The 4,486-nt window shown below is 30.2% G+C and carries 3 protein-coding genes; 1 reads left to right on the top strand and 2 read right to left on the bottom strand.

All coding sequences use genetic code 11. The annotated features are described in order from the left end of the window. Positions 1 to 441: 441 nt before the first annotated feature. Together mobV and NST87_RS13735 are read right to left on the bottom strand one after the other, a co-directional pair. Positions 442 to 1,992 carry a MobV family relaxase gene (mobV, locus tag NST87_RS13740; RefSeq protein ID WP_340721802.1) on the bottom strand — a complete coding sequence of 517 codons (1,551 nt, stop codon included), beginning with the start codon at positions 1,990 to 1,992 and terminating at the stop codon, positions 442 to 444. A gap of 244 nt (positions 1,993 to 2,236) precedes the next feature. Next, the gene (locus tag NST87_RS13735) at positions 2,237 to 3,181 is read right to left on the bottom strand and encodes a replication initiation factor domain-containing protein (protein WP_340721801.1); all 945 of its coding nucleotides are present in this window, start codon (positions 3,179 to 3,181) and stop codon (positions 2,237 to 2,239) included. Between the two features lie 890 nt (positions 3,182 to 4,071). Between NST87_RS13735 and NST87_RS13730 the strand changes: the two genes are divergently transcribed. Beyond that, positions 4,072 to 4,479, top strand: coding sequence for a YjdF family protein (locus NST87_RS13730; RefSeq protein WP_119494536.1), 408 nt, complete (start codon positions 4,072 to 4,074; stop codon positions 4,477 to 4,479). Positions 4,480 to 4,486 lie beyond the last annotated feature (7 nt).

Raw genomic sequence — 4,486 nt, 5'->3', positions numbered from 1 at the left:
TTGCTTTATTCCAATTGCTTTATTGACGTTGAGCCTCGGAACCCTTAACAATCCCAAAACTTGTCGAATGGTCGGCTTAATAGCTCACGCTATGCCGACATTCGTCTGCAAGTTTAGTTAAGGGTTCTTCTCAACGCACAATAAATTTTCTCGGCATAAATACGTGGTCTACTTTTTATTCTTACTCACTTTGATAGCAAAAAACGCCATTCCAATACAAAACCACATACCTATAATCGATATCCAAATAGCAGTCATAAAATCGCTCCTTTTTAGCAAACTTTATCACAAAAAATATTAAAATTTTAAATACCTGTTATAATATTAATATAGCAATGAGAAGTGACGGCTTCTCCTTCAGAAATCATCAATCAATGATTTCTTTTATAAGCGTTAATAAGGCTTTTAACAGATTAATTATTTCTGTTAAAAGCCTTATTTTTATCTATCCAAATCAAAACCTTTATCTTTGCCTTTACTACGCATCTTACTATTCTCAAATTGCATACGTTTCACTTCGTTATCTTTTCGTTGGAACATACGTTTATCATTGTCATCAACAGTAACCATTTCTCTGTATTTATCTTTAAAATTACTTTTAACTTTATTATCAATCATATTAATCCCTTTATGATAAACATCTTCCCCAACTGCTTGTTTGATTATTTTACATCCACTTTTCACAAGACTTATATCTGATTTATGCTCTCTTATCACTTCATCACGTTCATTTGCTACTTTTTTATTTTGTTTCTTAAGTTTTGAATTTTCATCCTGTAAACGTCTAATATGCTCTTTATCTTGCTTACGTTCTTTTCCTGAGTTTAATTCTGTGAATGTTGGTTCTAAACGAGCAGCTAACGCTGATCGTTGTTTAAGTATTTTATAATTATCCTCTGAAATAATTACTTTACCTGTAGCCTCTTTTTCTTTTGAAAACAGACTAGGTTTTTTATACTCATATTCATATTTGTCATTTACAGGCTCATTTAAGACATTTATTAAATTTTGGTACTCTTCTTCCTCTTTTTGTTTTTTTGCTCTTATTTCGTCTAATTTTACTTTCTCATATGCATTTTTCTCTTTATATTCATCTATTTGTGAATCTACAGAACCTAAAATATCTAAATGTCTATCTCGTTCTTGTTTCAAATCCTCGATTTTTTTCGACTCTTTATGCTTTTGATTTTCTATATTTTGAGCTTCTTTCTTTAATTTTGGTAACTTAATTTCTTCCCAATCTTTCAATTCACTTTTCATATTGTCATAGCTTGCTTTTATAGGTTTAATTTCTCTCTTGTAATGGTCTATTAAACGTTGATGGTTTTGAATTTGTTTTTCTGTCCCTTTAAGTGTTTGTCTAGCAAATTCTTTTTCTTTCTCATGGTATTTAGTTTCACTCTTATACTGCTCAACTTGGCGATGCTTTCGCTCTGTTTTATTTTTAGATTCTCCACGTTCTAATCTATATCCTTTATCATTCAAATATTGATTAAATCTGTCTTGAAATTCTGTTAATGATTTTTTATTACCAATTACTTCTTTAGCGCTCAAACGACCATCTTCTGTAATCGGGACAAATCCATAATGCATATGTGGTGTTTTCTCGTCCATATGAACCGTTGCATAAAGCAAATTTTCTTTTCCATACTCATTTTCTAAAAATTGCTTGGAATCTTCAAAAAAGCTCTTTATATCTTCTGTACTCTTAAATTTAAAAAAATCCTCGTCTGATGTAATAACGCCATCAATATGTTTAATAGCATCATTTCGTATTTTTCTTTTACCTGCATAATTCTGTTCTATTTTCTCATCTATTTTTTGATTAAAATCAATATCACTATCATTCACTAAATCATAATTTAAATACGACTTCTCTAAATCTATATCATCATTTTCATAATTTTTATTTTCTCTTTGAACATGTTTTTGGATTCCAGTTGTGTTTGTTTTTGATTTTACTCTTGCAACTCTAATTATAGAATACGACATATAATTGCCCTCCTGTTTCATTGGTTTTCGTGGCCTTTATTTATTAAAGTCTAACACACTAGACTTATTTACTACGTTTCATAAGTCATTAGTGCGTGTGCTCTGCGAGGCTTGTTTTTGTGCAAGCACAAAAAATGGACTGAACAAGTCAGTCCATAAGTTCAAAACCTAAACCTAAGCAACCAAAAATGGTGGTTGCTAATGTTCATAAATTTTATGATCACTTACGTGTATAAAATTCAATTCACTTCCAAAATCTAAATTCACGCTGCCAAAAATCAATCTGCTTTTGCAATTGTTTTTCGTTAGCTTTTAAAGTCAATTTCATTAATTCAGTTAAATCAATTGGAGATATTTCTTTAATCATTTTTTTGAATTTAGTCTTAGTATTCTTACTTAGCTTTCCCCACATACTTTCTTCATGTAGCAAAGTATAAACCATAGCTTGCTCGTTAATTTTTTCTAAAGTAGTCCACGCAGGTTTCAAGATATGTAAATCATTAAAACAATCATTCCAATAATCAACCATATCTCTTTTAAGTTCAACTTCTATACGCCATAGATGTTCAGACATAACTTCAACATCTGCGTTGTCTTTACGTTCTTGCTTTTTATTGTAAATTCTAATAAATCTATCACTATCTCTTACACCGAAATATTTTGTTTCAGGCTTACCATTGCGACCGTAAAAAATAGTTTTCTTAACTGCTTTATCAGTCATTGCATAATAATCACTCAAATCATCTTCGAAATCAAAAGCTAAATCTAATCTCGTAAAACCGTCATCTTCCATGTAGTCGATAATATTTTCTTTTAACCAAATCATTTCTTCATGTGAAAGCTTATTTGGATTAAATTCGACACGCATATTACGTCTATCCCAAGTATCTGCTTTTACTTTGTCATATTCGATATAAACTTTTTCTTGTAGTGCTTTAGCTTTAAATTTTGTTTGAAGTATATCCCAAAGTCGTATTTGTGGCTCTACGCTCATAAAATCAGATAGCTTTTTAGCATTATTTTTGTTTAAATTCCCAACGATTGTCATAGCATCAAAACTTAATTCGGGTTGAGATTTTCCCAAAGTTTGACCACTTAACCGGCTATTAGAGTAGCCGGTTTTAGAAAAATTATCTGAATCGTGATTTTCTAAGTGATTTGAATGATTTGTATGATTATTTTTACTCATAAAAAAATCGACTCCTTAATTTTGTTTAAGAAGTCGCTCACCCAATTACGTATACAAATATATATCTTGAAGAATATACAAATATCGTTTAATATCAAGATATACAAAATTGCAAAAACACATGCTAAATGTTTTTTATCTTTGGATGTCGTTCACAAACTTTGGTCGGTGGGTGAGCGACTTCTTCGTATTTTGTTATTAATATAACACTATCAAAAGACTTGGTCTAATTAGATCAAGTCTTTTTTAGTACCAAAACTTATTACATAATCAAAACTTAATTCTCTTTAGATAATTTATATTGCTGGTAAGTATAATAAACTATCAATGATTGCACTACTACTTGTGAAAAAGCTAATGATACTCGAATGATTTTCTTCGTTTTCTCACTCATTTTACTCAACTCCTTTCGTTGCTTTATTCCAATTTCCTTATTGGTCGGAACCTACAGGGCTTTATGTGTTGTTGAGTTGGTACTTTCTTGGGATTAATCCCAATTCAAGTCCAACCAACTCGCTAACAAGTTAGCTAACACATAGCCCATTCCAACCAATAAGTTTTCTCGGCATAAAAACGTGTTATAATACTATTAGTTGTTTTTTCATAAGGAGTTACCCCCTTATTTGCATTTATTTTGCATTTTAAGGGGGCATTTTAAAGATTTAGGGGTAATTCATATAGTTTTATACCTAAAAACTTATATAAGCTCTCAAGACAAGAAGAAACTCGTTTTCAACTCGTTTCTAAACCACGATATTATTTTGTTAATATCAAAATATGAAATGTAAAAACACAATTGGGTTGGTAGTCCCAATGCAAAATATAAATTTTGTCAGTAACCTTCCTCCTCAGGTCGTCCTTCATTTCATTTAAAACAGAGGAGGGACAACATGAAACTTACAATTTTTCATGATGGACAATTTTTTATCGGATTAGTTGAATATACAGAAAATCAAAAATCAGTTTTTGCTAAATATACATTTGGCACAGAACCTGATAGAGAAACTATTTTAAAATTCATAGACAAAGACCTTTTAAATTTAGTAAATAAAAGCAAGGTAAAAACTAAACGTAAGTCATCTGATAAAAAAATTAATCCAAAAAGATTGCAACGACAGGTAGCAAAAGAGCAAAAGAAAAAAGTGATTACTACTCAATCACAAGAGGCATTAAAAAAAGAGCAAGAACTCAAGAAAAAAAGTTCTAAAAAAAGAAACAAGCTTCAAAAAGAAGAAGAAAAAACACGAAAACGTAAAATCAAAAAACAAAAAGCAAAAGAAAAGCATAAAGGTCATTAAGCCAAGA

This window comes from Staphylococcus sp. FSL W8-0271 (genome assembly GCF_038006605.1).
Taxonomy (GTDB): domain Bacteria; phylum Bacillota; class Bacilli; order Staphylococcales; family Staphylococcaceae; genus Staphylococcus; species Staphylococcus cohnii.
This window is presented reverse-complemented; position numbering and strand designations above follow the sequence as displayed.